Source organism: Microcystis sp. LE18-22.4A (genome assembly GCF_027531105.1).
In the GTDB taxonomy this organism is placed as follows: Bacteria; Cyanobacteriota; Cyanobacteriia; order Cyanobacteriales; family Microcystaceae; genus Microcystis; species Microcystis aeruginosa.
This window is the reverse complement of the sequence record NZ_JAPZRB010000622.1, coordinates 1-4,539: the sequence shown is the minus strand read 5'-3', so window position 1 is coordinate 4,539 and position 4,539 is coordinate 1. Positions and strand designations below refer to the sequence as shown.

Annotated in this window: 5 protein-coding genes and 1 pseudogene; 3 read left to right on the top strand and 3 right to left on the bottom strand. The window is 41.6% G+C overall.

The window, feature by feature from the left end; all coding sequences use genetic code 11:
* Positions 1–331 precede the first annotated feature (331 nt).
* From O9295_RS26595 to O9295_RS26585, 3 genes are all read right to left on the bottom strand, one after another.
* Positions 332–1,087, bottom strand: a complete 756-nt coding sequence (locus O9295_RS26595; protein ID WP_061432496.1) for an ABC transporter ATP-binding protein — start codon at positions 1,085–1,087, stop codon at positions 332–334.
* Complete coding sequence (locus O9295_RS26590; RefSeq protein WP_190722111.1) at positions 1,088–1,891, bottom strand: ABC transporter permease; 804 nt, start codon at positions 1,889–1,891, stop codon at positions 1,088–1,090.
* 370 nt (positions 1,892–2,261) lie between these two features.
* A complete protein-coding gene (locus O9295_RS26585; RefSeq protein WP_079207487.1) occupies positions 2,262–3,137 on the bottom strand; it encodes an ABC transporter ATP-binding protein in 876 nt (291 codons plus the stop codon).
* A gap of 160 nt (positions 3,138–3,297) precedes the next feature.
* On the opposite strand from O9295_RS26585, the gene O9295_RS26580 reads away from it, so the two are divergent.
* From O9295_RS26580 to O9295_RS26570, 3 genes and pseudogenes are all read left to right on the top strand, one after another.
* Positions 3,298–3,798, top strand: a complete 501-nt coding sequence (locus O9295_RS26580; RefSeq protein WP_079207483.1) for a L,D-transpeptidase — start codon at positions 3,298–3,300, stop codon at positions 3,796–3,798.
* 126 nt (positions 3,799–3,924) lie between these two features.
* A complete protein-coding gene (locus O9295_RS26575; RefSeq protein WP_079207481.1) occupies positions 3,925–4,179 on the top strand; it encodes a SemiSWEET transporter in 255 nt (84 codons plus the stop codon).
* A gap of 123 nt (positions 4,180–4,302) precedes the next feature.
* Positions 4,303–4,539: pseudogene (locus tag O9295_RS26570) on the top strand (RNA-guided endonuclease TnpB family protein); the annotation flags it as partial.

The window sequence follows — 4,539 nt, the reverse complement described above, 5'->3', positions numbered from 1 at the left end:
AGTGATTGGGGGGAAAATTTAGGGATTTTTTCCCTGAAAATTAGGTAATTGACCACCTGAAAATGGGTAAAACCCCACACCCCACACCCCACACCCCACACCCTGCCCCCACGAAAAACTTTTTCAGCAGCCCCTAAGTAGGTGGGTATTAAAAACTTTCAGATCCCCCCCTTATTAAGGGGGGATTAAGGGGGGATCGGCACCCCCCTTATCAAGGGGGGCAGGGGGGATCGAACCTAAAATCCATTTTTAATTTAATTATAACCAGCTACTTAAGTAAAACGTAGATACATTATTACTATCTAACAATTAATTGAGATTACCTACTTAATTAAAAATTAACTTCATTTTGATGCACGGAATCCAAATAAAACTTGATTACATCTTCCGATTTACCCTGACATTGCAACTGTCCCTTATTCAGCCAAATTGCTTGGTTACAGGACTCTTGAATTAAAGTCAAATCGTGGGAAACTACTAAAATAGTAGCGTTAGAATTCCAGAATTTTTTTAACCGTCGTTTACACTTATTTTTAAAACTTTCATCCCCGACGGAAAGGACTTCATCAAGAATAAGAATATCGGGGTGAACCTCTGTTGCGATCGCAAATCCTAAACGAGCCACCATCCCGGAAGAAAGAGATTTCACCGGCGCTCCCATATATTCTTCTAACTCAGCAAAGTCAAGGATATCTTTGGTTTTTTCCTTCATTTCCTGACGAGAAAATCCCAGCATTACCCCATAGAGAATAATATTATCTTTTACCGGTAAATCTGGATCAAAACCCGCTCCTAATTCAATTAGAGAAGCAATTTGTCCCCTGACTCTCACCTGTCCCTTTGTCGGTTCCAGAATACCACAAATAACTTTTAAGAGAGTAGATTTTCCTGCGCCATTAGCTCCAATAATACCTAATTTTGCTCCAGAATTAATGACTAAATCTATATCATCTAGAACTAATTTTTTGGCAGGCTGACGATATTTACCTTCAAGAATAGAGAAGATTGTCCTTTTTAGATCGTAGGAGAATTCTTCTTGAGTACGTCTTTCGAGAGACACTTGATCGAGTCGAATTACTTCTGTCATTTATAATAAATCCATAAATAAATGTCGCCAGAGTCGGAAGCAAGTCCAACCAATTCCTAAGATGATGATCCCACCGAGTAGAGATTGAAAAATCAAACCAAAATCCGGTAATCCGGGGGAAAGGGACAATTGGCGAATACTTTCGATTACTGGCAATAATGGGTTTAATAGGAGGAATGGTTGTACGGAGGGAGGAATAATTTCCGGGGGATAGAAAATCGGGCTGCTAATCCAAGCGACAAAACAAACAATTTCGTAAAAATAGGGTAAGTCTCTGAAGAAAACGTAGAGGGTACTGACAAAGAAACCCACTCCCGTGCAAACCAGAGAAAGACCGATCACAGGAAAAATCAGAGCAATTACATTAATTAAACTTTGAGATTTCCAGAGAGTTACTATAGCCAAAAGGGGAAAGATACTAATAGCAAATTGAAAAATATTTGCCACTACCATCGAAAGGGGAAAGATGCTAACCGGCAGACGAATTTTATTTAAAATACTGCCATTACTAACGATACTAGGTAAAGCTTGGTTAGTGGAAGCATTAAAAAAATTTATTACTACTAAACCAGTGAAAGCCGCTAGGACATAGTTAACTATAGAATTATCAAAATAAGAGGCGAAAACCGTGCCGAAAATTGCCGTGTATAGTGCAGTCATAATCAGGGGATTTAACAAGGACCAGTAAACCCCCAGAAAAGAACCCCGATAGCGTCCCTTGAGATTACGTTCCACTAAAACACTAAGCAACTCGTAATATCGCCGCGCTGTTGACCATCTAGTTTTTGTCTGGAGATCGGTCATAGGGATAATTGTCATCTCGTCAGTATTCAGTGCTTCATTCTAAACGATTACCGTCAATTTTGTCTATCGATCGAGAGGGGAATCTAGTTTTTATCCAGTTCCCGATGACTCTCCCTCTCGGGAAAAAGTTCCCTTCCTAGGCCATTTATCTGGCTCAAAAAGCTTAAAAACCGCTAAAAGCCTCTTTTTTTAGGGTTGAACTCGGTTTTTAGGGACAGGCTCAGCTAATTGACCTAGACTCTAGCAGGTTTGCCAATAAAATAGACATCAGATAAAAGCCAAGAAACGCCGATTTAAACACAGTTAATCTCAGAAAAACCGGAGTCAAAAACCGATAACTGAACAACTTCCTAACAGCCAAACCAAGAATTTAATCTAATTGATGTCCCGTCAGTTCCACAAAGATATCTTCGAGGTTGGAAGGGCGACACATTACTCCAGTTTTATCGCTCAAACTGTCAAGATAGGCATTGGCATCAGCCACGGTGGGGAAGAATTTATAATCGATTTTATCGCCAACTTGTTTGATAACTAAACCCTCGCCATACTTAGTGCGAAAATCCGTTATAGTTCCTAATTCGATTAATTTGCCTGCGTCCATAATGCCAATTCTGCCCAGTTTTCCTGTGCCGTTATCCTGACAGAGAAATTCCACTTCTTCCATGTAGTGAGTGGTTAATAAAATTGTCATTCCTTGCTGGTTTAAATCGCGAATTACTTCCCACAAACGACGACGATTTTGGGGGTCTAAACCGACCGTCGGTTCATCGAGAAAGAGTATTTTTGGTTCGTGAAGAAGAGCGCGAGCAATCTGTAAACGTCGTTTCATCCCTCCGGAAAGAGTTTTGGCAAGGGCAGATTTTCGATCGCTTAAACTGACATAATCTAAATAGCGATCGATTAATTCCTGTCTCTGGGGATTGGGGATATGGTGCATCCGGCCGTGAAATTCCAGATTTTCCCAGACGGTTAATTCCCCATCAACGCTAATCTGTTGCAAGACTACCCCTATATTTTTCTTCACCTGATCGCGGTATTTTTTCACATCATACCCCGCCACTGCGATTTCTCCTTGACTTGCTTCGGTTAGGGTGATAATCATGCGGATTGTCGTCGATTTTCCCGCACCGTTGGGACCGAGTAAACCAAAGATTTCCCCTTTTTCGATGGTAAAGGAAAGCTCGTTAACTACTGGGAGATTGTTATAGATTTTAGAAACGCGATCGAGAGCAATAGCGGCGGTCATAGTTACAAAAGTTAATATTCCAGCTAGGGATTAGTGTAACCGAATTAGCCCAACTCGACTCCGATTTTATCCTTCCCTCCCGCACTCACCATATCGACGGTTTGACATCCTCACAATCAGATTAGAATACAGATAAAAATTTTGACTTTGCTGGTATCAGATGCGAGTTTTGCTGCCGATTCTCTGTTTATGTCTAGGAATAGGGGAATTTTTCCTCAATCCCCCGATTAGTCTGGGCAATTCCCTTCCCGCAACCACGGCAACCCGAACGGAAACCCGTTTGCTGCTGAATTTAAAAAAAAGACGGGTTTTTGTTTACCAAGGACAGAAAATAATTGCTTCTTACCCAGTGGCGATCGGTCGTCGGGGTTGGGAAACCCCGACGGGACAATTTAGGGTGATTCAGATGGTGCGGGAACCCGTCTGGGAACATCCTTTCACCGGGCAACTGGTGCCATCGGGAAAAAACAACCCTTTAGGGGCGCGTTGGATCGGATTTTGGACCGATGGCGCGAATTTTATCGGTTTTCACGGTACACCGCAAGAAAATCTCATCGGCCGGGCCGTCTCCCACGGTTGCGTCAGGATGCGCGATCGAGATATAAAGGCTTTATTTGAAAAGGTACAAATCGGCACTTCAGTGATAGTAATCGCTCAATAGAAACAATGGGGAAAAAATGTCACATTTACGAACACTTTACCCGATGATGTCGAGAGAGCCGTCTTAACCAGTAATTTAGATAGTCAACAGTTTAAAATGAGAGAAACTAAGCCAAGAGGATAAGCGGTGAATATTATTGAACTAATCGGGATCGTGGCGGGAATATTAACCACTGTCTCTTTTTTACCCCAAGTGATTAAAACTTGGCGTTATCGTTCGGCTAAGGACTTGTCCCTAACTATGTTTATTTGCTTTTGTCTGGGGGTTTTTCTTTGGCTGATCTACGGGATTTATGTGAGCAGCAAACCGATTATAGTCGCTAATTTTGTTACTTTTATCTTAGCGGGGACAATTCTCTATTTTAAGATTAAATATGATTAAATTGACAATCCCTTGCAGCCCTCTTGGCTCACGTCAACGAAGGCAGCAGGCGGTTGGCAGGGGGCCGTGTCAACTTAAAGAATTTTGTGTTAAAATATTGATACTCGGTCGAGCATTGTCAAAATGTTTGTACTAGAATACAAAGTTAAGCCAAAACCTAATCAGATAGAAGCCATTAACGAAGCAATACGGACAACCCAATTTGTTCGGAATAAAGTTCTGCGTTATTGGATGGATAATCAGGGTGTTGGCAAAACAGAGTTATTTCGATACAACACAGCATTAAGGAAAGAGTTTAAATTTGTTGATGATTTAAACTCCCATGCTTGCCAGACTGCCGTAGAAAGAACCTTGCGGGCA

Bases quoted from the DNA above. Each gene is read 5' to 3' on its own strand.
- O9295_RS26585 (WP_079207487.1), bottom strand. From the start codon at position 3,137: ATGACCGCCGCTATTGCTCTCGATCGCGTTTCTAAAATCTATAACAAT.
- O9295_RS26590 (WP_190722111.1), bottom strand. From the start codon at position 1,891: ATGACCGATCTCCAGACAAAAACTAGATGGTCAACAGCGCGGCGATAT.
- O9295_RS26580 (WP_079207483.1), top strand. From the start codon at position 3,298: ATGCGAGTTTTGCTGCCGATTCTCTGTTTATGTCTAGGAATAGGGGAA.
- O9295_RS26595 (WP_061432496.1), bottom strand. From the start codon at position 1,087: ATGACAGAAGTAATTCGACTCGATCAAGTGTCTCTCGAAAGACGTACT.